The organism is Alkalibacillus flavidus, from assembly GCF_040545925.1.
GTDB classification, from domain to species: domain Bacteria; phylum Bacillota; class Bacilli; order Bacillales; family Alkalibacillaceae; genus Alkalibacillus; species Alkalibacillus flavidus.
Genome location: NZ_JBEPMX010000014.1, coordinates 38,671 through 62,420, shown reverse-complemented (window position 1 = coordinate 62,420; position 23,750 = coordinate 38,671). Strand labels below are relative to the sequence as shown.

Here is a 23,750-nt window from a genome sequence, read left to right as displayed (position 1 = left end):
CAAGAAAAATTAGGCTACCTTCCTCCAATTAAGTTTGGAGAAAAAGTAGCCTAAGAAGGTGTTTTATCTTTGTCTCATTTTACTAGGTCAGTCTAGATGCTCACCACTTTTTTGTGTGTCAGATGATAATTTTTTATGATTAACATTGCATGAGCCAACAGTTTTCGATAAAATTCAAGAGATATTGTTAAAAGGAGTTGTTCGTATTGGGTAAAGTTTACGTATTTGATCATCCGTTGATTCAGCACAAACTGACATTCATCCGTGATAAAAACACAGGCACGAAAGCGTTCCGCGAGCTCGTTGATGAAGTTTCGGCACTTATGATGTTTGAGATTACACGCGAATTGCCGCTTGAAGAAGTGGAAGTGGAAACGCCAGTGGACACTGCGAAGTCGAAAGTGTTAGCCGGTAAAAAAGTAGGGATTATCCCGATTTTACGCGCTGGTTTAGGTATGGTTGACGGCATTGTTGATTTAATTCCGGCTGCGAAGATTGGTCACGTCGGGTTGTACCGTGACCCAGAGACCCTTAAACCGGTCGAATATTATATTAAATTACCGTCTGACATTCATGAACGTGAGTTAATTGTAACGGACCCAATGCTTGCGACAGGTGGTTCGGCTATCGAAGCGATCCATTCATTGAAAAAACGCGGCGCAACGTACATTCGTTTAATGTGCTTAATCGCAGCGCCAGAAGGTGTAGAAGCCGTGCAAGAGGCGCATCCTGACATTGATATTTATGTCGCTGGTTTAGACGAACGATTGAATGAAAAAGGCTATATTATTCCAGGTCTCGGCGACGCAGGTGACCGCCTGTTCGGGACAAAATAACGCAGAAACGACAGCCCCGCGCTGTCGTTTTTTTAGGCCTTTTCCGAGATTGTCTGACAATCCCGCAAAAATGTCTAACAATCATAGGGACGTGTTAGAAAACGTGTCGCATATCTTCCCTTGAGTTCGCTCAAACTATGTGCGGAGGAGTGATGTCGATGCGTTTTTTGACTTTGATGCCCATAATCGTAATTGCCATATTAAATATGCCACCAACGTCAGCGGATGAATTACCGTGGATTATTGAAGTGGATCAAAACGTTGATGAAGCAGTCGACGACATAACCCGAGATTATCCGTTTCTAACGATCATCGATACATATGACACATTGCTCAATGCTGTTGCTGTCAAAGGTGATAAAAATGACATCGCTCAATTGCATCAAGAAACATGGGTGACAAGAGTCACACAATCAAAAGAGTACAAAACGCCAGCCATTCAATCATCTGCCAACGGACAATCATTAACCATGCCCGATTATCGACTAAATGTAACTAAAGCAACCGGTCAAGGCGTCAAAGTCGGAGTCGTCGATACGGGTATCGATTACAACCATCCAGACTTAAAAAATACTTATCAGGGCGGCTATGACGTTATTGATTTGGACGACGACCCGATGGAATCGACACAACAAGACGGTTTTCCGACGAACCACGGCACGCATGTTGCGGGTATCATTGCGGCGAACGGGGATATGCATGGTGTTGCGCCGAATGCTGGTATTTATGCTTACCGCGCATTAGGGCCAGGTGGTACGGGGACGTCCGCGCATGTGCTTGCTGCGTTAGAACAAGCGGTCAACGATGATATGGACATTATCAATTTATCGCTCGGGACGGATGTGAATTCACCTGATACGCCGTTAGCACAAGCTGTTAATCAAGCGTTTGATTTAGGTACACTTATTGTCGTCGCATCTGGTAATAGCGGTCCTGATCCGTGGAGTGTTGCGACACCGGCGACAGCGAAACATGCGATAACAGTCGCAGCGGGATCATACAATCAATCTCGACCCATATTGAATATATTCGGCCACAAACCGATCCCCATCAAAGCGATACCGAATAGCGCTCCGTGGCCTGAAGAAGAGAAAATGCCGTTCGTTCATGCACCTAATTTCGATCAACTAGAAAAATCAGTCGGAAAAGCGATCTTAACACCGAAAGCGAACCGGTCGTATGCTGAAATCGTCGGTGAAGCGATTCAACAAGAAGCCGAAGCATTAATCATCTATTCGGATGACGATCCCAACGAATGGTCATTTGTCCCAGCTCCCATGCCTGTGATGTACCTGACTGATGCTGAAGCGAAAACATTACGCGAATCAGACGATTGGATCGAGATCTCGACAGAAGCGGTGCCGAATGACATTGCCCCGTTCAGTGCGCGAGGGCCGGTGACACGCGATTGGTCGATAAAACCAGATATACTTGCACCTGGTGTTGATATCGTCAGCACCGTCCCTGATGGTTATGCATCATTTCAAGGGACCAGTATGGCTGCGCCGTATATTTCAGGTATTTTAGCGTTGTTAAAAGAACAGCAGCCGCAAGCGACACCGCACCAGTTGAAGCAGCAATTATTGACGCATACTGAAATTCCCGATCAAGAAAGCCGGCCCACTGAAATCGGCGCAGGTTGGTTAGATACCGAAGCGCTTTTCCAACAATCATTCGAAATCGATTCACCACAACTGAACTTCGGCAAAATAACACCCGAATCACAAGCTCAAACACAATCTGTCACCATTCGTAATACAGGCGATCAATCATTAACTATCAATTGGGACATTCCGAAACGTCAAAATGGGATTCGTTGGGAACTGCCACTGACACAAACAATCCCCGCAAACGAACACAAAACATTCGAGGTCAAAGCCCATTTTCGCCCAGATCAATTAACAAAAGGTATTCATGAAGGTTACCTATCCTTGCAACTAAATTCAGAATCGATCACAATGCCTTATTTATGGGTAAATGAATCAGCCGAACACCCACGTGTGAATGTCGAAGTGACAACAAAGCCGTTCGATCCAAATGACTTCGTTTTAACATATTATTTGTCTCAGCAAGTGAAAGCCCTTACAATAGACGTGTATGATGCGTTTTTTACCCACGTGGATACAGTGGTTGAAAAGACGCAACTTGAACCAGGGGCACACGAAACATCAATCGACATGACATCGTGGCAGTCTGGTGTTCACTACATCATGATCAAGACAGAAGACAGTGATGGAACGCATTTTCGTATGCTTGAGTTTAACCAATCATAAGTCACAAGGTTGTCATAAAAATCGGCGGAATTTCCTCCTGATATCAATTGACTTATAATAGGTGCTATTGTATGCTAATCTAGTGTGGAATGTTTAGGCCTAAAGACGAAATATGATGAAAAATCACACCCACTTCGTCTTATGAAAAGGGTTTATTTTGCACGAGTTAGTCTGAATTTTTGTGATTGGTAGGTTACGCTTATGAAGCATCCACTAAAAGGGATGGCAATCACATCAGCTATTTTAAGCTACTTGTCCGGATCGGCAATTGTCGGCATTTTTGCAGGACGGTGGTTAGATAGTGTCACTCAGACAAGCCCTCTATTTTTAATTATCGGGTTGTTCTTTGGCTTAGCCGCAGGTGTGTATGGCACGATTCAATTAGCTAATAAGTATTTAGGAGACGACACATCATGACTGATTATGCCACAATGGCAAACCGTCAACGTAAGTGGATGCTTTACGCATTAGCCATCTCATTTGCAGGTTGGGGATTGACTGATTATAAGCCCGTTTTTGCTGGATTGATCTTAGGTTTACTAGTAGGCCTGTTCAACCTCTTTTTATTGCAAAAACGTGTTGATGTTATCGGTGAAAAAGCAGCGAACAACCAAGCAGCGAAATCTTTCGGGATGTTATCTCGTTTTGCAGCAGCGATCTTAATTGTTGTACTCGCAACTCGATTTCCCGAACACATCAATCTTTTCGCAGCAATAGCAGGTTTAATGACACCTTATCTTGTCATTATGATAGATTTTATTTTCCATCACAAAGAGACTACCACTACGAAAAGGGGTGAATGATGTGGATCACGGTTCTCCTAAAATCGAAGATGCCTTTGGGATCGGTTGGCTAGATTTCAACATTTCTAATATGATTATGACATTTGTTGCGGCCCTTATTGTCTTTATTATTGCTGTCATCGGTAGTCGCAACTTACAACGAAAGCCGACAGGGTTCCAAAACTTCCTTGAATGGATTGTCGATTTCGTCAAAGGCATGATTTCGAGTACAATGGACTGGAAAACGGGAAGACGTTTCCTTCCATTAGGGTTAACACTTCTCATGTACATATTTATTGCCAACGTACTTGGTATTATGTTCATGGTTGTTTACGATGGCGAACTTTGGTGGAAATCGCCAACAGCTGACCCGGGTGTGACGTTAACGCTAGCCGTTATGGTTGTGGCATTAACGCATTATTACGGTGTTAAACTGAAGGGGACGAAAGGCTATGTAAAAGAGTTTTTCTCACCAATACCAATTTTATTTCCACTGAAGATTATTGAAGAGTTTGCCAACACATTGACGCTAGGTATGCGTCTTTACGGTAACATCTATGCAGGTGAGGTTTTATTAACTTTACTCATTGGTTTCATGGCAACCGGGGCGATGGAAGCAGTCGCTGGTGTTGTGCCAACATTATTATGGCAAGGATTCAAACTATTTATTAGTGGTATCCAAGCATTTATTTTCGTGATGTTAACAATGGTTTATATGTCACACAAAGTGAGCGATGACCATTAACATGATAAACAAATCATTTTATTACACAATTAGAGGAGGATCATAAAATGGAATTATTAGCAGCTGCAATCGCAGTAGGTTTAGCGGCACTTGGTGCTGGTGTAGGTAACGGTTTAATCGTAAGTCGTACAGTCGAGGGTATTTCACGTCAACCAGAATTACGTGGTGCTCTACAAACAACAATGTTCATCGGTGTAGCCCTAGTAGAAGCGGTACCGATCATTGCCGTAGTTATTGCATTCATGGTTATGTAATAAACCCTTATTACATGACAGCGACATAATGGCGAAGTGACATTAGAAGCTTCGCCATTCCTTTATGTTAGATTGAAACAAGATGTCTAAAAGGAAACCGAACTTTCGCTTAATTGGCGGTTGTAGTCGATTTTCCTTTTAAGCCTTAAATGAATGATTAGGCGAAAGGAGTGAAGGCTGTGCTAGACCCACGTTTGTTTATTTTAAACGCTGAAATGGGATTTAATGCTGGTAGTATGATTATCCAGTTAATCATGTTCATCATTCTTTTAGCATTGATCACGAAGTTTGCTTGGCGCCCACTTATGAACGTCATGCAAGAACGTGAAGAACATGTTGCGAATGAAATTGATACAGCAGAAAAGAACAGACAAGAAGCTGAGCGTCTCATGCAAGAAGCGCAAGACGAATTGCAAGGCACTCGTCAAAACGCGCAAAAGATCATTGAAGATGCGAAAGAAACAGCGAAGTCTGAACAAAATACGATGATTGCTGAAGCGAAAGAAGAAGCACAACGTATTAAAGACAATGCACGCCAAGAAATCGAACAAGAGAAAGAGCGTGCTGTCCAAGCACTTCAAGAACAAGTTGGGACTTTATCTGTTCAAATTGCAAGCAAGGTAATTGAGAAAGAATTAACGGTGGATGAACAAGAAAAGCTGATTAACGAATACTTAGAAGAAGTAGGGAAGAGCAAATGAGTCAATCAGCAGTAGCGAACCGTTATGCCATTGCATTGTTTGAACTCGGAACAGAACAGTCTAACTTACCTCAACTAGAAGAAGAATTAACAGCAGTGCGTCAGGTGTTTGACCAAGACGACACATTATTAGCTTTTTTTGATAATCCACGCGTATCAAAAGACGACCAAAAACAGTTTGTGCGAGACGTCTTTAAAGATACGACACAAACTGTGACAAACTTATTATTCGTGTTAATCGACAACGGTCGCATTAACGATTTAGATAACATTGTGACGTCTTTTGTGGACATGAAAAATGAAGCAAGAGGCATTGCAGAGGCTGTTGTTTATTCTGTTCATGCACTTTCAGATGAAGATAAAGAGCGAATCCGAGACACATTTGCGAAAAAGTTAAACAAAAACACCCTTCGCATTGAAAACATTGTCGATGAAAGCATTATTGGTGGATTAAAAGTACGCGTCGGAAACCAAATTTACGACGGTACAGTCGCTCGTAAACTTCAACGCATTGAACAGAGCGTTGTGTCTGCAAACAAGTAAAGATAGGGGTGAAATGGATGAGCATCAAAGCTGAAGAAATCAGTGCGCTGATTAAGCAGCAAATCGAAAACTATGATTCAGATATAGAAGTCAATGATGTCGGTACAGTTATCGAAATTGGTGACGGTATCGCACGTGTACACGGTCTTGACAACGTTATGTCTGGTGAGCTCGTTGAATTCTCAAACGGTGTCATGGGTATGGCCCAAAACCTAGAAGAAGACAACGTCGGTATCGTCATCCTCGGTCCATTCACAGAAATTCGTGAAGGTGATGAGGTTCGTCGTACAGGCCGTATTATGCAAGTTCCAGTAGGTGAAGATTTAATCGGACGCGTCGTCAACGCATTAGGTCAACCAGTAGACGGTAATGGCCCAATCGAAACGACAAAAACGCGCCCGATCGAAGCAAAAGCACCTGGCGTTATGGACCGTCAATCCGTTGAAGAACCACTTCAAACAGGTATTAAAGTTATCGACTCCATGGTACCGATCGGTCGTGGTCAGCGTGAATTAGTAATCGGTGACCGTCAAACAGGTAAAACATCTGTTGCGGTTGACACGATCCTTAACCAAAAAGAAGAAGACGTTATTTGTATTTACGTCGCAATCGGTCAAAAAGACTCAACGGTTAGCGGTGTTGTTGAAACGTTCCGCCAACACGGAGCACTTGACTATACAATCGTTGTGAATGCCGGTGCATCTGAACCAGCACCATTATTATACCTAGCACCATATGCAGGTGTATCAATGGGTGAAGAGTTCATGTATAACGGTAAACACGTCTTAATCGTTTATGATGACTTAACGAAGCAAGCAGCGGCTTACCGTGAGCTTTCACTTCTATTACGTCGCCCACCAGGACGTGAAGCATTCCCAGGTGACGTATTCTTCCTACACTCTCGTTTACTAGAGCGTGCAGCGAAGTTAAGTGACGAAAAAGGTGGCGGTTCGATTACAGCCCTACCATTCGTTGAAACACAAGCAGGTGACATCGGGGCATACATCCCGACAAACGTTATCTCCATTACAGACGGACAAATTTTCTTACAGTCTGACTTATTCCACTCCGGTGTACGTCCAGCGATCAACCCTGGTCTATCCGTATCCCGTGTCGGTGGTTCAGCACAGATCAAAGCAATGAAGAAAGTTGCCGGAACATTGCGTTTAGATTTAGCGTCATTCCGTGAGCTAGAATCATTCGCACAATTCGGTTCTGACTTAGATAAAGCAACACAAGCTAAGCTAGACCGTGGTCAACGTACAGTCGAAATCCTAAAACAAGGCCTAAACAAGCCGCAACGTGTTGAATACCAAGTGGCGATTATTTATGCACTTGTTAATGGTTTCTTAGACGACATCCCGGTTGAAGATGTTGTTCGTTTCGAAGAAGAACTACATGCTTACCTAAAACAACACGGTGATGAAGTACTTAGCCATATCCGTGAAACAGGTCAATTACCTGACAAAGAAGCGTTTGATAAAGTCATTAGCGACTTCAAAAACACATTTGTCGTATCGCAATAATAAGGAGCTAGTCTCTAAATAAAGGTGGTGAGACGTTGTGGCATCGTTACGCGAAATAAAAACACGCATAGGCTCGACCAAAAAGACGAAGCAGATCACGCAAGCGATGGAAATGGTATCAACTTCAAAGCTGAAAAAAGCTGAAGAAAACGCCAAAAATTTCGTTCCGTACATGGAAAAAATTCAAGATGTCGTTTCAAGTATTGCATCAGGCAATATTGAAGTTGATCATCCAATGTTAACTTCCCGTCCGATTAAAAAGACAGGTTACATTGTCATCGCATCAGATCGTGGTTTAGCTGGACCTTATAATACGAACGTATTGCGTAAGATGAATGAAGCGATCCAAAGTCGCCATCAATCAAAAGACGAATACACGATTATTCCAATTGGTAAAGTTGCGCGTGATTTTTGCCGAAAACTTGATCTACCAATCGCACATGAAATCACTGGTTTACCAGACCAACCAACGTTCGCCGAGATTAAAGAAATCGCGAACTATGCAGTCAACCTTTTCGCAGAAGAAGAGATCGATGAATTAAACTTAATTTACAATCACTTCATTAGTGCGATTAGTCAAGAAGTAACCGAAACGAAAGTGTTGCCGTTGACTGATATTGAAGCTGGTGAAACACAGACGAGCATGTACGAGTACGAACCCGATCAAGAGCAAATTTTAGAAGTGTTATTGCCACAATATGCTGAAAGCCTTGTGTATGGCGCCTTATTAGATGGTAAGGCAAGTGAGCACGCGTCTCGTATGACGGCAATGCGTAACGCAACGGATAATGCGGAAGACATTATTGATGAATTAACGTTATCGTATAACCGTGCACGTCAAGCAGCCATCACACAAGAGATCTCAGAAATTGTTAGTGGTGCAGCAGCACAAGAATAGATCGTTTTTGTATATGAGCAGTTAGGAGGGAAAAGGATGAGTAACGGACGTATAACACAGGTATTAGGTCCGGTCGTCGACGTTAAGTTCGATAACGGCGAATTACCTGAAATTTATAACGCCCTAGTCGTCAAAGGTGAAGGCGACAGAAATCTAACGTTAGAAGTTGCTCTACACCTTGGTGATGATGCAGTTCGTACCATCGCGATGGACTCAACAGATGGTTTAGTCCGTGGTATGACTGTTGAAAACACAGGCGCACCGATTAGTGTACCTGTAGGTGAAGCGACACTAGGCCGTGTGTTCAACGTAACAGGTGAACACATTGACTTAGAAGAGCCAGTTTCAAAAGATAACCGTCACGATTCGATCCACCGTCAAGCACCGAAGTTTGACGAGTTAGCGACCGAAACAGAAATCCTTGAAACAGGTATTAAAGTTGTTGACTTGCTTGCTCCTTATATTAAAGGTGGTAAAGTTGGTCTGTTCGGTGGTGCCGGTGTAGGTAAAACCGTTCTAATCCAGGAGCTTATTAACAACATCGCTCAAGAGCACAGCGGTATTTCCGTATTCGCCGGTGTTGGTGAGCGTACACGTGAAGGTAACGACCTTTACTACGAAATGAGCGATTCTGGCGTTATTAAACAGACTGCAATGGTGTTCGGTCAAATGAACGAACCACCAGGTGCACGTATGCGTGTTGCTTTAACTGGTTTAACTATGGCTGAATATTTCCGTGATGAACAAGGACAAGACGTTCTTTTATTCATCGACAACATTTTCCGTTTCACACAGGCTGGTACGGAAGTGTCTGCCTTACTCGGACGTATGCCATCAGCCGTTGGTTATCAGCCAACACTTTCAACAGAAATGGGTCAGTTGCAAGAACGTATCACATCAACGAAGACTGGTTCGATCACGTCGATCCAAGCCGTTTACGTTCCTGCCGACGACTATACAGACCCAGCGCCAGCAACGACATTCGCACACTTAGACGCGACAACAAACTTGGAGCGTAAGTTGACAGAGCAAGGTATCTACCCAGCGGTGGACCCATTATCGTCAACATCTCGTGCGCTTGACCCGAATATTGTTGGTGAAGAGCATTATAATGTAGCGCGTGAAGTGCAAAAGACACTACAGCGTTATAAAGAACTTCAAGACATTATCGCTATCCTTGGTATGGATGAGCTTTCTGATGAAGATAAACAAGTCGTCGCTCGTGCACGTCGTATTCAGTTCTTCTTATCACAGAACTTCCACGTTGCGGAGCAGTTTACAGGACAACCAGGTTCTTATGTATCGGTTGAAGAAACAGTTAAAGGTTTCCAAGAAATTTTAGCTGGTAAATATGACGACTTACCAGAAGATGCGTTCCGTTTAGTTGGACGTATTGAAGACGTTGTCGAAAAAGCAAACAACATGGAACAATAATGGGACTTTAAGCGGCAATTAAAGTTGCCGCTTAATTCGAGCCCAAGGAGGGGTAAGATTGAAAACACTAACTGTGAGTGTTGTCACTCCTGACGGCCCTGTACTAGAAGAATCATATGATATGGTAAGTGTAAGAGCAGAAAGTGGCGAGCTTGGTATTCTACCAGGACACATTCCATTAGTTGCTCCTCTCACCATTAGTGCAGTTCGACTTAAAAAAGAAGGCAATACTGACCTTGTAGCAGTAAGTGGTGGCTTTTTAGAAGTGCGTCCTGATAAAGTGACGATCTTAGCACAAGCGGCTGAACGGCCTTCAGAAGTTGATACAGAACGCGCTGAAGAAGCGAAACAACGCGCTGAAGAACGTTTGAATCAAACCAAATCTGAAGACATCGACTTCAAACGTGCCCGTCTCGCATTAGATCGTGCCATCAACCGTTTAGACGTCGCAAAATAGTTAAGATCTGGCCCGAACGGTCAGGTCTTTTTCTATTCTCACTTAACTTATTAAATAATTGCAGTGATTTATTAGATAACTGCTCTAACTTATTAGATAATTGCAGTGATTTATTAGATAACTGCGCTTACTTATGAGATAACTGCACTTACTTATGAAATAACTTCGACAAGTTATTTCATAAGTAAGGTAAGTTATTTCAAAAATTGATGTGATTATGAGATAAGTAAGAGGATGTCTTGAAAATAGAGGGAAGAGTATCATGATATAACGTGCGGATCTGCGGATTCTTGTCGTCATTTCCCGGGAAATGCATCAAACTGTCATAAAATACATGCGTGTGATCACGAAAGAGGTGTTATAATGTTAATGCAACAAGGTGTCGATGCATTAATCGGCATTACATCGCATATTATTTTTATTATTTTAGCTTGGAAAGGCCTCGATGCCATTAATATTCAAGCACTATTTAAGAAAAATAAAGAAATCGAAAGCAAATTATTATGGATTTTACTATCAATCGCTTTAGGCGTCACCGTTAGCAATTTCTTTTTAGACTTTGTCAATTGGTCACAAAAATTATCCTATTTATTATAAATACCCGACTGATCGTTTAAAAATGAAACGCATGGACCATCCTTATATTAAAAGGGGATGTTATTCATGCGATTAAAACTATTAATCTTAATCAGTGTATGTCTATTAAGTTCATTTGAACACGTTTCACCGGCAGCATCAGGTATTCATACCGACATTACAGAACTATCAAACTATGTATCTACGATGAATTCCGATGACATTACTTTTGACCTAAAAATGAAAGTAACCCTTCAAACAAATGAACTAATTTCTTATAAAGAAGCATTGGATAAACAAATCAAGGGTAATGACCTACATAAACGAGATAGCATCGACGAATCGTTATCAATGGTGCAATTAAATGAAGACCGCGGTCAACTTATATATCAGATTCGAATAACATCATGGAACGATTCTATGACAAAACACATCAAATTATTGCTTAATTCACGAGATTTGGCACCTTTTTTCGAAAATGGGACAGTATTCACTTGTTTTCAAGCAAAATTTGATGGTAAAATCGATAGTAATTTGTTTTTAGAAAATCTAATACAAGATTTCCAAATTGAGTTAAATAGCCACCTAGAAGATGATCTATTAACGGTCGTAAGTGGCTACACTGACAAACTAACTCAAGCTATACCACATCAAACGAATAAAATGAATATTCAATTAGCTATCCGCGATGAGGACGACCGAGGAAATACAGTAACAATCGGAACACCTATCCTCATAATTGAATATTAAATACTATACGGACTATCGACACGGAGGGAAATAAAGTGGATAAAATCATCGTAAATGGAGGTAATCGACTGACGGGTACTGTTAAAGTCGAAGGTGCCAAAAACGCCGTATTACCTGTAATAACAGCAAGTATCATGGCAAGCAAAGGGCAGACAACATTGCACGATGTTCCGACGCTTGCAGATGTAGATACTATTAGTGAAGTATTACGCTTTATGAATGTTGATGCTGAACGTGACGGACGTCATTTATATATTAATGCAGAATACGATTTAAAAACGGTTACCCCGTTTGAATATGTTAGAAAAATGCGAGCTTCAGTTCTTGTACTCGGACCGCTACTTGCTCGTTATGGTCATGCAAAAGTCGCTATGCCTGGTGGGTGTGCGATCGGATCACGTCCGATTGATCAACATCTGAAAGGTCTTGAAGCGATGGGCGCTAAAGTAGAAGTCGGCAATGGTTATGTCGAAGCATTCACGACTAACCGTCTACAAGGCGCGCGGATCTATTTAGATTTTCCAAGCGTCGGCGCCACCGAAAACTTAATGATGGCAGCTGCGCTTGCTGACGGCACGACGATTATTGAAAACTGTGCACGCGAACCGGAAATAGTCGACTTAGCTAACTTTATTAATAAAATGGGCGGTAAAGTGATCGGTGCAGGGACAGAAACGATTAAGATTGAAGGTGTCGACGAATTAACAGGCGTCACGCATCGAATCATTCCTGACCGTATCGAAGCTGGCACATTTATGGTTGCTGGTGCGATTACGAATGGCGATATCACCGTTGAAGGCGCGATTCCAGCGCATTTGCGTTCATTAATTGCAAAGATGAAAGAAATGGGCGTGCAAATCGAAGAATTCGACGAAAGCGTGCGCGTGATTGGAACAGATTTATTAAAACCAATTGATATTAAAACAATGCCGTACCCAGGTTTTCCGACCGATTTACAAGCACAGCTTATGACGTTGACGATGCGTGCGCATGGTACGAGTGTGATTACAGAGACGGTATTTGAAAATCGTTTCATGCATGTCGAAGAATTTCGCCGCATGAGTGGTAAAGCGAAAATCGAAGGTCGAAGCGCAATCGTTAAAGGACCGACGCAATTACAAGGTGCTGAAGTGTCAGCAACGGACTTACGCGCTGCGGCATCGCTGATTATCGCTGGACTCATTGCGGACGGACATACGACAGTAACAGAACTCAATCACCTTGATCGTGGTTACGTCGAGTTTGTTGAAAAATTACAAGGACTAGGCGCAGATATTGAGCGTATTAACGATACAACCGTTGTTGATCCAATGGTGCAGTCGAACTAATATCATATATGATCGACCGAAAAAGAAGGGCTGATAGCAGTAAGTAGTTCCGATACTGTGGAGAAAATCTAAAATAGCAAATGAAATGTCATACTAAAACACACTACTTTTAGCACCACAAACAACAGGATAAATAGTAAACAAAAACGCTTGGGTAAAAATAACCCAAGCGTTCTCTTTTTTAGATTGTCTTGTTCAACTAAAGCATCCGTTAATTCAATAAATATTATTAAGAATTTTTTACCCTCTTCAATATAAAATCAATAATTAGTCCAACTACAAACCAATAGAATATGTTAATAAAATAAACTGCAAAATATAAATCATGAATAGCATAAAATTTAATGGGTTGATATATTGACTCTGTTAAATGAAGAAGTAGGTTTGGAAGACTAATTAAATAAAGTAATATATTTTTATCGTCATACCCAAACCAATTATATAAACATACTCCTAAGCTGATTATTGATAACCAAAATTTAAACGACTTAATAATTCTGATAAGATTACCCCCTTACGATTAAATCGCTTATACAGATATTACTTCTTGTATTAAACTGCTACGTTAGTTTAAGTACATTCTTTCACAAAATATACATTTATTTCAACATAAATTAACAATTTCCTGTTTGGATTTGAACATTAACATAACAAATAACATACCAATTCGCATGGGGAAAATCACATTGACAACAGCTGTTGACATCATGCTATTCAGGGTGCGATTTTGTATGCTGACTCATGCGTTAAAAACTAATAATCGTTGATATATAGGGAAAAAGAAAAGACCAAATCACTATGCGATTTGGTCTGCTAATTGATATGCTATTTCGTATGTTTCTCCACCGAAACGGAAATACTATGATAGCAGTCCTTCTTTTTTTGTTCTAGTAAACGGATCAAATGAATAGACTTATGATAGAACCCGTCATTCAAGGAGGTTGTATCTATGCAAAAACAAAATATGATTCTAGCCATGATCTTACTTTCAGTGATGATTGTCTTACCGACGATGATCGTTTTACCGTTTCACGACACCCCAACACAAGCAGCCCCACCTACCCAAGACGTGCCGACAACACAAGATGATACCGAAAGCAATGTCGTCGTCAAAGTCAAACGAACACAAACAGATACGATTGACAGACTACCACTAGAAGATTACGTCACCCAAGTCGTCGCGTCAGAAATACCAGCCGAATTCGAACCCGAAGCATTAAAAGCTCAAGCGCTCGCTGCACGCACGTATATTTTGAACACAATCGCTCACACAGAACAAGACGCGGCATTTCACGTAAAAGATACGGTCGATGATCAAGTGTTTCACTCAGAAGAAGAGTTGCGTGATATGTGGGGGGTCAAATACTCCGATTATATGAACAAAATCGAAACAGCTGTCAAAGCGACTGAAGGTGAAGTGATCACCTATGACGGGGAGCCGATCACAGCCGCATTCTTTTCAACGAGTAATGGGTATACCGAAAATGCGGAAGATTATTGGCAAAACGAGATTCCTTATTTAAAAAGTGTCTCAAGCCCGTGGGATCAAGCATCCCCTGCCTTTACCGATCAAGAAATTTTCACGTATGACGACATTTCAAATCTGTTAAATTTGGACAGTTCGTTGTTTAAGGTAGAGGATATAAGTCGAACGGAAAGCGGGCGCGTAGCCTCGATTACGATTAATCATCAATCGTACACAGGCCGTGAGATTCGTGAACAATTAGGTTTAAGATCCAATGACTTTACGATTGAAACGACAGGTGAACATGTCATTTTTACGACCAACGGCTATGGTCACGGTGTTGGTATGAGCCAGTACGGCGCAAACGGTATGGCGAAGGAAGGCTATACGTATAGCGATATCATTAACCATTATTATCAAAATGTTACGATCGAGCCGCTAACACAGGTTGAAACGGTTAGTTAGAAAATTTTTCATTTAACAGGTATATTCATCACCTTTTCCGGTCAGAATGGTTGCTGAGGTGATGAAAATGAAGGAAAGAAACATGTTCCGAGAGTCGAAGTGGAAAAAGCTCACGCGTCAACGTTGGTTTTTCCCGACGTTATATGTGACGCTAGTCGCTGTCGTGTTGGCTGGTGTTCTGTCGTTTCAATTACTTGGCGGCGATGAAGCTGAACCGAATGATTCCTACGATTGGGAAGTTGAGCAAGGGGATCTCGAGAATCAAAGCCAAGACAATGATGAAGCAGCCGAACCCGTTGTTGCTGAAGCAGAAGATCTCGTCATGCCTGTGTTATTAGGTGATGATGCAGACGTGATGACACCGTTTTACGATACAGAAGCTTCAGCCGATGAGCAAGAAGACGCGCTTATTTTTTACAATAATCAGTACTACCAAAGCAAAGGGGTCGACATCACATCACAAGATAACGAACCATTCCCAGTCATTGCATCTTTAAGCGGCACGGTCACATCGGTTGAAGACGACGAACTCCTCGGCCAAACGATCGAAATCGAACACGACGGCGAACGTTCGACATTTTACGCGAGCTTATCCGAAGTCGCCGTCAGTGAAGGCGATGACGTCACACAAGGTGATGAAATCGGTACTTCCGGAACAAACGTCTACTCTGACGAAGACGTCATGAAAGTCCACTTCCGACTCTTAGAAAACGGTGAACCTGTTAATCCGCAATTTGAATAATCATGGAGGAAAGAGCCTTACTTATGATGGTAGGGCTCTTTTTTTTGGGTTAATTCAAGAGTTGCCGAGTTTGAATCAACCTTCTCCAAAAGTGAATCAAACCACATTCAGGTTGAATCAAGCCCTCGCACCCTCGCAAGTTTGCATCAACCCTCAACCAAATCAACACCATCCCCACCATATCTAGCTAGCATAAACGCTAAATTGTCCGAATAAACTGTACCATCAACACCTTAAGCGTCAACATCTCAGGAGGCGAGTGATGTGCATGATTACATCAAAGAGCGAACGATCAAGATCGCTGAGCACCTATTGGAAACCCGTCAAACGGTCCGCGTCATCGCGAAGTCATTTGGCGTATCCAAAAGCACTGTCCATAAAGATTTGACCGAACGATTACCAACTATCAATCCAGCCTTAGCTAAAGAAGTCGAGCATGTTTTGCATTATCATAAGTCGATCCGCCATTTGCGTGGTGGTGAGGCGACCAAGAAAAAATACAGCGCGAAAACGAGTGTTTAGACGAGACTCATTCAACCTGCCTGTGTGAGACAAGGTGGGTTATTTTTTTGTCGTATGATAAAATTGAAATATAAAAATTTTCTGACAAAGTAAGGGGTGGGTTCATGACTATTGCAAAAAATTTTTATCAAGACGATCCGGTTTTAGCTGAGTTACTGCGAGAGTATTTGCCAAATGCGTTTTTTCACTATGCACACGAGGCTTTAACCGATTTCGGCGAGCGTGTGGCGACAGATATTGATGAACGTGCGGTGCATACCGACCGGGCGGGGCAACCCCAATTAATCAAGTACGACAAAATGGGGAATGATGTGAGTTGGATTTGGGTAAATGAAGGGTACCAGAAGACGGTCGATGAAACGTACCGGACAGGCATCGTTGGCTATGTGCATAAACCGATTCCCGAACTCGGTCACACAGGCAATTATACGTACTCGTTTGCGCAAGGGTATTTGTTATCGCAAGCGGAGCCCGGCTTTTACTGTCCTGTTACGTTAACACAAGCAACAGCGTATTTATTGGATCACTATGCGGATGCAGAACTGCGCGATCGTTTCCTGCCCCATGTCATTGCGACAGATGACACGACGCTTTATGAGGGCGCGACGTTTTTAACCGAACGGCAAGGCGGATCAGATGTCGGTGCGAATGTCGTTGAAGCGGTGCGAGAGGGCGATCATTATAAGATTACCGGTGAAAAATATTTTGCGAGTAACGCTGGGATGTGCGGTGTGGCGATGGTGCTTGCTCGAATCGAAGGTGCTGCATCTGGGACAAAGGGGTTAAGTTTGTTTTGTGTGCCATGGGAAGACAATCGTGAAGCGGGGCGTCTGTCGATTCGGCGGTTAAAAGACAAGCTCGGCGTGCGCGCGGTCCCGTCGGCAGAGGTCGAGTTCGACGGGGCGACGGCTTATCTCGTCGGTGACGCATCAGAAGGCTTTAAATATATGATGGAAGCACTCAATCTGTCGCGCGTGTGTAATACGATGGCGTCACTCGGCATTATGCGCCGCGCTTACCGTGAGGCGCGAGACTATGCGTTTTCGCGCGAGGCGTTCGGTGGTCTATTAGTCGATTACCCGATGGTGCAAGAGACGCTTGTGAATTTAGCGGTAAAATGGGAAGTCGAGATGCGCGCATCGTTTGAGATGATTCAGCTGTTTGATCGCGTGATGCCAAAAGGGGCTGAGCCGAGCGAACACGACCAAGCGATGCTGCGTCTTTATATCGCGCTTTTGAAAAAAGAAACTGCTGACCAGTCGATTGCATTCGCGCACGAAGCGATCGAGATGCACGGCGGTAACGGTTTTATCGAGGACTTTGTCACACCGCGATTGCTCCGCGATGCCCAGGTGTTGACGGTTTGGGAAGGAACCGCGAACATTCTCGGCTTAGAAGTGTTAAGGCTTATGAACAAATATCGCGTGCACGAGCAATTTTTAAGTGACATGGCCGCGCGACTCGACGCGTTAGATGACGACGCACGTCTGTTAGCGGATCCCGTTTGGCATTCTCTAGACTGGTTAAAACATAAATTATCGACGATCGAATCAGGCGACGAAAACTTAATGCTCAAATACCCGAAGCACATCGCCCGCGACATGACGCTGATCTATGAAGCGGTCGTCGCACTTGAATCAGTAACCGACGCGCGCTCCCGAGCCGTTGCGGAAATATTTGTGCACAACGCGTTTCAAAGCGACGACGTGACGGATCTACACACCCACCATTTCGAGCTGATTGTTGGAAAAAAGTAGGTGAATCCCAAGCTTATACGGCGAAATAGTGCGATGATACAGCGAAATTTCTTGCGGATACGGCGAAATTTTTCAGACATACGGCGAAATCGCGATCATATACGGCGAAATCACCCACGAATACGGCGAAATCGCCTCCTGCATCACTTTCTTAATGAAGCGCTTGCCCCGGCAAGCGCTTTCCTTCTATCCACCTTGTCGAAACAATGGATAATAAGGAAAAAAGGCATGACATTGCAGGAAAAAAGTGATAAAATTAAGACTAGGATTATGTATACTAGAGCGTAATATGCAGGATGAAAGCAGGGGGAGCGAGGTCACATGTTTGCAAGAGATATCGGAATTGACTTAGGAACAGCGAACGTTTTGATCCACGTGAAAGGAAAAGGCATTGTGTTAGATGAACCGTCCGTTGTGGCGATGGATAAAAACACAGGTAAAGTGCTTGAAGTAGGTGACGAAGCGCGTCGCATGGTGGGACGTACGCCAGGCAATATCGAAGCGATTCGTCCGCTTAAAGACGGCGTCATTGCTGATTTTGATGTAACCGAAGCGATGTTACGTCACTTTATTGAAAAAATTAACGTCCGTGGCATGTTTTCGAAACCGCGCATTTTAGTTTGCTGCCCGACGAATATTACGAAAGTCGAGCAAAAAGCAATTAAAGAAGCGGCGGAAAAATCAGGCGGTAAAAAAGTGTACTTAGAAGAAGAGCCGAAAGTCGCAGCAGTTGGCGCTGGCATGGATATTTTCCAACCGAGCGGTAACATGGTCGTCGATATCGGTGGTGGTACGACGGATATTGCGGTGCTTTCAATGGGTGATATCGTCACATCACAATCGATTAAAATGGCCGGTGACAAATTCGACCAAGAAATTTTGCAATACATTAAGCGTAAATATAAATTACTTATCGGAGATCGTACAGCTGAAGACATTAAAATTAATGTCGCGACCGTGTGCGAAGGCAATCGTAATGAATCGATGGACATTCGTGGACGTGACCTCGTGTCTGGCCTGCCGCGTACCATCACAGTAGAGTCACAAGAAATTGAAGAGGCACTCCGTGAATCGGCTGCGATGATCGTTCAAGCGACGAAAACGGTCCTTGAATCAACACCACCTGAATTGTCGGCAGATATCATCGACCGTGGTATCATCATTACCGGCGGTGGCGGTCTGATCGACGGAATCGATCAATTGCTCGCTGAAGAATTGAAAGTTCCTGTTTTCATCGCAGAAGAACCGATGAATTGTGTCGCACAAGGAACAGGCATCATGCTCGAAAACATCGATAAATTACCGAAAGATAAAATTGTTTAATACTATATAAGAGAGTCTTAGAGGAGGCTACGCCATGCTTAGAGGGTTTAACACAGCCGGAGCTGGTATGATGGCGAATCAACGCTATCAAGATTCACTCAGTAACAATATGTCAAATGCGTTAACACCAGGGTTCAAACAAGATCGCTCGACGTTTCGCGCGTTTCCGGAAATGTTGATTCAAAACGTTGAATCACGTAATATCCCGACCGAAAATGGCTTGCAATTGCCATTTCGAAACAATGTCGGCACGATTAATTCCGGAACGTATTTACAAGAAGATGTGCCGTTGTTTACGCAAGGCGATATACGCGAAACTGATTTATCAACGGATATGGCGATCCAAAATGGGGACCTACCTGATGAAAATGGCTTCCTTTTCTTCGAGGTGCAAAATGAAGAAGGTGACGTTCGCTATACCCGAAATGGTAACTTTACTGTTGATGGCGAAGGATTTTTGACGACGAACCAAGGTCATTACGTGCTTGATGAAGATGGCAACCCGATCGAAACAGGTACGGAAAATTTTGAGGTACAACAAAACGGACAAGTCACTTCGCCTTTTGATAACGCGTTACTCGGCATCGCATATCACGAAAATGCGAATGATTTTGTTAAAGAAGGCGATAACTTGTTTGCGAACGAAGGTGACGTCGCAGTTGAAGACGCCCGTGCTGTTGACGGTGTCGGTTTTCAAATTCAGCAAAATCATTTAGAGGAATCAAATGTGTCACCAGAACAGGTGATGGCTGATATGACTCGTGCCCACCGAATGTTTGATATGAACCAACAAGTTGTGAAGACGTTTGACAAAAGTATGGAATTAGCCGCGAACCAAGTCGGTCGCTTGCAATAATCATGAGTAGAGGAGGCGTTTTGAACTATGCGTAATATGTACAATGCTGCGTCAACGATGGCGGAGTTACAACAGCGTATTAATTTGACATCGAATAATTTGTCGAACCAAAATACTCATGGTTATAAAGCACGACAATCTGAATTTTCATCGCTATTGCATCAACAAGTCGATAATGTTTTAGACTATGACCAAGGTTCACCTCGATTAACGCCTGATGGCATCCGTGTGGGTTCAGGCGCTCGAATGGGTAACATCAACATGAACATGGAAACTGGATCAATCCAAGAGAGTGGCCGTGCGCTTGACGTTGCGATTCAAGACGATAACCGCTTTTTCGTCATTAATGGCCCAGCGGAAAACGGCGAATTAGAAGAACGTTACACACGTGCAGGTAATTTTTATTTGTCGGAACAAGAAAACGGCGATATGATGCTTACGACGAATGAAGGATTCCCAGCAATAGGTGAAGACGGTGCGGTCGTGCTTGACGGTGATTTTGACGACGTGTCGATTAATCAAAACGGTGAAGTCGAAGTGACACGTGGCGGCGAAACAGCCGTTGAAGATACACTCGAGCTTGTCGACATTCCAAACTCACGCATTTTAGAACCCGTCGATGCGAATTCATTTGCGATTAATGCAGACGAGCTAGGCCAGCCGATTGAAGATGTGCTCGCAGACGTCGCACCTGAAGACGCGAATCTTTACACGAAAGCCTTAGAAACGTCGAACGTCGATATGGGCCGCGAGATGACACAAATGTTAGAAGCTCAACGCGCGTACCAGTTTAATGCACGTTCGTTAACGATTGGTGACCAAATGTTGAGTTCCATTAGTAATATGAGATAGGTTAAGAATTGAGGTTAACGTATGGCTTCAGAAGAACAAGATCAACAACAGTCCAAACGAATAAAAGGGACTAAAAAATATAAACCGAATCAATCGAAAGATGCTGACAAACAAAACGATAATTCCAAAGCGGAACCAAACGACGACAAATCCCAACGCAAAGCCGCTAAAGAAGCGAAGAAAGAAGAAAAGAAAAAGCGTAAAGGACGCGTCCGTTATCTACCTGTCTGGTTACGCTTTTTACTCGTCATTGTCTTAAGTGCTGCAGCATTAGTATTAGGTCTTATGGTTGGTTACGGTATCGTCGGTGAAGGCGATGACCCAAGTGGAGCTTTAGACCCTGATATGTGGCAACGCATGTACGATTATATTCGCGGTAAATAATAGGAGGCTATTATGTTAGACATTGAACAAATTCAACGCATTATTCCCCACCGTTACCCGTTTTTATTAGTCGATCGCGTGACCGAATTGTCGGACGGTGAGCGCGCTGTCGGCTACAAAAACGTCACAGCGAATGAGCCATTTTTCCAAGGCCATTTCCCGAATTATAAAGTGATGCCAGGCGTCCTCGTCGTCGAAGCACTCGCCCAAGTCGGCGCCGTCGCAATTTTAAACTTAGAACAAAACCACGGCAAACTCGGCATGTTCACAGGCATCGACAAATGCCGATTTAAACGCCAAGTCAAACCAGGCGACACACTAAAACTCGATGTCGAAATGGTAAAACTAAAAGGCCCTGTCGGTAAAGGCAAAGCCGTTGCGACTGTAGATGGCGAAGTTGCATGTGAAGCAGAAATCATGTTCGCGATAGTCGACCCGGAAGAAAACGAATAAACCATGACCCAAACCCTGCATAATTGTAGGGTTTTTATTTTGTTTGAACGTTGAGGATGATTCCCGCACTTTTGCTGAGGATTCCTGCAATTTTGAGGATGATTCTTGCACTTTCGCGAAGGATTCCCGCACATTCGCGAGGGATTCCCGCAGTTTCGCGGGAGATTCCCGCACATTCGCGAGGGATTCCCGCAGTTTAGAGGATGATTCACGCACTTTCGTGAGGGATTCACGCAGTTTCGTGGGAGATTCCCGCAGTTTCGTGGGAGATTCCCGCACATTCGCGAGGGATTCCTGCACATTCGCGAGGGATTCCCGCAGTTTCGCGGGAGATTCCCGCAGTTTCGTGGGAGATTCCCGCACATTCGCGAGGGATTCCTGCACATTCGCGAAGGATTCCCGCAGTTTCAGCGAATGATTCTTTCATTTTTGCGCAGGCTAGTCGTAAGGAGGTTTGTTTATGAAATGGTTACCCCTGTTATTAACGGTGATGCTGTTAACGGCTTGTGCAACGTCAAACGACGAGCAAGATGATTCAGGCACAGATGCACCCGAGAATGAGTCGGAGATGCAACAAGATGGCGAAAATGACGACGAAAATCGTGACGAAAACAAGCCTGATGATGAAGAAAAACAAGAAGAATCTGACCAAATGCAAGATGAGCTCGATAAAGAAGAAGAATGAAAAAAGTCCGGCGTTTAGCACCGGACTTTTTTCATCTTGCTTAGCCTTTTAAGTCAACGTTGTGACCAAGGCTTGGGTGAGATGGGACTTGGCTTGATTCAACAAGCTTGTTAAACGCATCGCCTTGCTGTTCCATTTGTTGCTTAACCTCATTCGCCATTCCCATACTAAACTGTTGTTTAGCTTGCATCGTGCTCATCGCAATTGACGCTCCTGCTACATCCATAAACTCACCTCACCTTCCTTATCATTTATATCGACAATTTTATTATAACATAAAGGCTTGGCTAAAAATGTTTTCTTTTAGCTTTATTTGTCGAAAATCATCCAAAGACTTCAGACCTAGTATATAATAATGATGTTTGACCATTGTTATCGACATCACTCATCGTATCGACAAAATAATATAGAAGGGAAAACATGAGACATGCAAGATATTAAAAAATTGAATAACTATATCATTAATGGCGACACAATGGTTATTAAACACTATGAGGAATCGGTTTATCGAAGTTGGATTTTAGAACGTGAGACTGCATATTTGTGTATCCAAACACCAGAACAAATCCTTGATGAATCTTGCAAACGAAAAGGTCTAAGTACCTATGCCGGACGTAAAAAGGCGGTCGCAGATTTGCTCGAAAAAAAGACCCGACTCCCCGTTCCGATCGAGATCGATTTAGAGAGCATTTTTCTTCCGACGACGTTGAAAAAACGTGAGCGCTCCGATTGGATAGCTTATAAATATATCAAGGAGATTAAACCGAGTCCAAATGGTGACTTTTTTAACAGAGTGGTATTAACGAATAATCAAGAAGTAGACCTAGAAATAAGCTTCACAACGTTCAACAAACAAATGATGTATGCAGGTTATTTAGTTGGTTACTTTTTTAGAAAAGATGATATTTGTTAATGTAGGACAATGATACAGGGATGAGTGACGAGATGACACAAAACACGCGACGGTGCATGGTGAGCCGCGCGTGTTTTTGCATTTATTGGCGTCTGTTAAAAATGAGCGACTCTATATGATGATTGAGCGCATAGCTTTATAAAAGAGCGACTTTTGCAGGAAAAGAGCGGCATCACCCCAAAAAGAGCGCCTCACGCAGGAAAAGAGCGACCCCATCCAAAAAAAGAGCGC

At 43.1% G+C, this 23,750-nt stretch carries 27 protein-coding genes; 26 read left to right on the top strand and 1 reads right to left on the bottom strand.

The window, feature by feature from the left end:
• Positions 1–206: 206 nt before the first annotated feature.
• The 25 genes from upp (at position 207) to ABID56_RS11650 (ending at position 22,606) form a co-directional block, all read left to right on the top strand.
• The gene (upp, locus tag ABID56_RS11770) at positions 207–836 is read left to right on the top strand and encodes a uracil phosphoribosyltransferase (protein WP_354221451.1); all 630 of its coding nucleotides are present in this window, start codon (positions 207–209) and stop codon (positions 834–836) included.
• A gap of 158 nt (positions 837–994) precedes the next feature.
• Positions 995–3,109 (top strand): S8 family peptidase, encoded by a 2,115-nt coding sequence (locus ABID56_RS11765; RefSeq protein WP_354221449.1) that lies wholly within the window; start codon positions 995–997, stop codon positions 3,107–3,109.
• Between the two features lie 201 nt (positions 3,110–3,310).
• Positions 3,311–3,526: an AtpZ/AtpI family protein gene (locus ABID56_RS11760; protein WP_354221447.1), complete on the top strand. Its 216-nt coding sequence runs from the start codon at positions 3,311–3,313 to the stop codon at positions 3,524–3,526.
• On the top strand, positions 3,523–3,912 hold the full coding sequence (locus ABID56_RS11755) for an ATP synthase subunit I (RefSeq protein ID WP_354221445.1): 390 nt from the start codon (positions 3,523–3,525) through the stop codon (positions 3,910–3,912). Before ABID56_RS11760 ends, ABID56_RS11755 begins: the two co-directional genes overlap by 4 nt.
• A 1-nt stretch (position 3,913) precedes the next feature.
• Positions 3,914–4,636 (top strand): F0F1 ATP synthase subunit A, encoded by a 723-nt coding sequence (gene atpB / locus ABID56_RS11750; RefSeq protein WP_354221443.1) that lies wholly within the window; start codon positions 3,914–3,916, stop codon positions 4,634–4,636.
• A 47-nt stretch (positions 4,637–4,683) separates the two neighbouring features.
• On the top strand, positions 4,684–4,890 hold the full coding sequence (gene atpE / locus ABID56_RS11745; RefSeq protein WP_354221441.1) for a F0F1 ATP synthase subunit C: 207 nt from the start codon (positions 4,684–4,686) through the stop codon (positions 4,888–4,890).
• Positions 4,891–5,105: 215 nt separating this feature from the next.
• Positions 5,106–5,591, top strand: a complete 486-nt coding sequence (gene atpF, locus ABID56_RS11740) for a F0F1 ATP synthase subunit B (protein WP_354221453.1) — start codon at positions 5,106–5,108, stop codon at positions 5,589–5,591.
• The gene (locus ABID56_RS11735) at positions 5,588–6,133 is read left to right on the top strand and encodes a F0F1 ATP synthase subunit delta (protein ID WP_354221439.1); all 546 of its coding nucleotides are present in this window, start codon (positions 5,588–5,590) and stop codon (positions 6,131–6,133) included. Before atpF ends, ABID56_RS11735 begins: the two co-directional genes overlap by 4 nt.
• 17 nt (positions 6,134–6,150) lie before the next feature.
• Entirely contained in the window at positions 6,151–7,659 is a 1,509-nt protein-coding gene (gene atpA, locus ABID56_RS11730) for a F0F1 ATP synthase subunit alpha (RefSeq protein WP_354221437.1), read from the top strand.
• Positions 7,660–7,696: 37 nt separating this feature from the next.
• Positions 7,697–8,557 carry an ATP synthase F1 subunit gamma gene (atpG, locus tag ABID56_RS11725; RefSeq protein WP_354221435.1) on the top strand — a complete coding sequence of 287 codons (861 nt, stop codon included), beginning with the start codon at positions 7,697–7,699 and terminating at the stop codon, positions 8,555–8,557.
• Positions 8,558–8,593: 36 nt separating this feature from the next.
• On the top strand, positions 8,594–9,991 hold the full coding sequence (gene atpD, locus ABID56_RS11720; protein ID WP_354221433.1) for a F0F1 ATP synthase subunit beta: 1,398 nt from the start codon (positions 8,594–8,596) through the stop codon (positions 9,989–9,991).
• A gap of 58 nt (positions 9,992–10,049) precedes the next feature.
• Entirely contained in the window at positions 10,050–10,448 is a 399-nt protein-coding gene (locus ABID56_RS11715) for a F0F1 ATP synthase subunit epsilon (protein ID WP_354221431.1), read from the top strand.
• A gap of 363 nt (positions 10,449–10,811) precedes the next feature.
• Entirely contained in the window at positions 10,812–11,045 is a 234-nt protein-coding gene (locus ABID56_RS11710; protein WP_354221429.1) for a DUF1146 family protein, read from the top strand.
• 66 nt (positions 11,046–11,111) lie between these two features.
• Positions 11,112–11,774 carry a YwmB family TATA-box binding protein gene (locus tag ABID56_RS11705; protein ID WP_354221427.1) on the top strand — a complete coding sequence of 221 codons (663 nt, stop codon included), beginning with the start codon at positions 11,112–11,114 and terminating at the stop codon, positions 11,772–11,774.
• Between the two features lie 35 nt (positions 11,775–11,809).
• Positions 11,810–13,102 (top strand): UDP-N-acetylglucosamine 1-carboxyvinyltransferase, encoded by a 1,293-nt coding sequence (gene murA / locus ABID56_RS11700; protein ID WP_354221425.1) that lies wholly within the window; start codon positions 11,810–11,812, stop codon positions 13,100–13,102.
• A 949-nt stretch (positions 13,103–14,051) separates the two neighbouring features.
• On the top strand, positions 14,052–15,032 hold the full coding sequence (spoIID, locus tag ABID56_RS11695) for a stage II sporulation protein D (RefSeq protein WP_354221423.1): 981 nt from the start codon (positions 14,052–14,054) through the stop codon (positions 15,030–15,032).
• A 67-nt stretch (positions 15,033–15,099) separates the two neighbouring features.
• Positions 15,100–15,774: a peptidoglycan DD-metalloendopeptidase family protein gene (locus ABID56_RS11690; protein ID WP_354221421.1), complete on the top strand. Its 675-nt coding sequence runs from the start codon at positions 15,100–15,102 to the stop codon at positions 15,772–15,774.
• Between the two features lie 264 nt (positions 15,775–16,038).
• Positions 16,039–16,296 carry a sporulation transcriptional regulator SpoIIID gene (gene spoIIID / locus ABID56_RS11685; RefSeq protein WP_354221419.1) on the top strand — a complete coding sequence of 86 codons (258 nt, stop codon included), beginning with the start codon at positions 16,039–16,041 and terminating at the stop codon, positions 16,294–16,296.
• Between the two features lie 104 nt (positions 16,297–16,400).
• On the top strand, positions 16,401–18,053 hold the full coding sequence (locus ABID56_RS11680) for an acyl-CoA dehydrogenase family protein (RefSeq protein ID WP_354221417.1): 1,653 nt from the start codon (positions 16,401–16,403) through the stop codon (positions 18,051–18,053).
• 321 nt (positions 18,054–18,374) lie between these two features.
• The gene (gene mreB, locus ABID56_RS11675) at positions 18,375–19,376 is read left to right on the top strand and encodes a rod shape-determining protein MreB (RefSeq protein WP_354221415.1); all 1,002 of its coding nucleotides are present in this window, start codon (positions 18,375–18,377) and stop codon (positions 19,374–19,376) included.
• Positions 19,377–19,410: 34 nt separating this feature from the next.
• Positions 19,411–20,232: a flagellar hook-basal body protein gene (locus tag ABID56_RS11670; RefSeq protein WP_354221413.1), complete on the top strand. Its 822-nt coding sequence runs from the start codon at positions 19,411–19,413 to the stop codon at positions 20,230–20,232.
• Between the two features lie 27 nt (positions 20,233–20,259).
• Entirely contained in the window at positions 20,260–21,084 is an 825-nt protein-coding gene (locus ABID56_RS11665) for a flagellar hook-basal body protein (RefSeq protein WP_354221411.1), read from the top strand.
• A 21-nt stretch (positions 21,085–21,105) separates the two neighbouring features.
• Positions 21,106–21,468: a DNA-directed RNA polymerase subunit beta gene (locus tag ABID56_RS11660; protein WP_354221409.1), complete on the top strand. Its 363-nt coding sequence runs from the start codon at positions 21,106–21,108 to the stop codon at positions 21,466–21,468.
• A gap of 12 nt (positions 21,469–21,480) precedes the next feature.
• Complete coding sequence (gene fabZ, locus ABID56_RS11655) at positions 21,481–21,921, top strand: 3-hydroxyacyl-ACP dehydratase FabZ (RefSeq protein ID WP_354221407.1); 441 nt, start codon at positions 21,481–21,483, stop codon at positions 21,919–21,921.
• A gap of 460 nt (positions 21,922–22,381) precedes the next feature.
• Positions 22,382–22,606 carry a hypothetical protein gene (locus ABID56_RS11650; protein ID WP_354221405.1) on the top strand — a complete coding sequence of 75 codons (225 nt, stop codon included), beginning with the start codon at positions 22,382–22,384 and terminating at the stop codon, positions 22,604–22,606.
• A gap of 40 nt (positions 22,607–22,646) precedes the next feature.
• Here the strand turns inward: ABID56_RS11650 and ABID56_RS11645 are convergent, their stop codons facing one another.
• Positions 22,647–22,832, bottom strand: coding sequence for a putative motility protein (locus ABID56_RS11645; protein WP_354221403.1), 186 nt, complete (start codon positions 22,830–22,832; stop codon positions 22,647–22,649).
• A gap of 201 nt (positions 22,833–23,033) precedes the next feature.
• Here ABID56_RS11645 and ABID56_RS11640 point away from each other — a divergent pair, with 201 nt between their 5' ends.
• Positions 23,034–23,519, top strand: coding sequence for a competence protein ComK (locus tag ABID56_RS11640; protein ID WP_354221401.1), 486 nt, complete (start codon positions 23,034–23,036; stop codon positions 23,517–23,519).
• Positions 23,520–23,750: the final 231 nt, after the last annotated feature.